This window comes from Mesorhizobium sp. WSM4817 (assembly GCF_055811135.1).
On sequence record NZ_JBVVQQ010000144.1, the window covers coordinates 1 to 383 of the forward strand.

The window sequence follows — 383 nt, forward strand, 5'->3', positions numbered from 1 at the left end:
GTGGTGCCGTCGCCGGCGATGTCGTTGGTCTTCGAAGCAACTTCGCGGACCATCTGCGCGCCCATGTTCTCGAACTTATCGGAAAGTTCGATTTCCTTGGCGACGGTGACGCCGTCCTTGGTAATGCGCGGTGCGCCGAACGACTTGTCGAGGACGACGTTGCGGCCCTTGGGGCCGAGCGTGACCTTCACAGCGTCGGCGAGGATGTTGACGCCGCGCAGCATGCGCTCACGGGCATCGCGGGAAAATTTTACGTCTTTGGCAGCCATTTTTAGCTCCTCGCAGGGGCTTGAATTGAGCCCGGGGTTTAAGTGATGGTGAGGCCGATATTCAGCCGATGATGCCCATGATGTCGGATTCCTTCATGATCAGAAGGTCTTCGC

The 383-nt window shown here is 58.5% G+C and carries 1 protein-coding gene; it reads right to left on the bottom strand.

The features are described 5' to 3' along the window. Nucleotides 1-269 (bottom strand): TCP-1/cpn60 chaperonin family protein (locus tag AC0L2K_RS35125; RefSeq protein WP_473533675.1); only part of this gene is annotated, 269 nt, incomplete at its 3' end. Nucleotides 270-383: the final 114 nt, after the last annotated feature.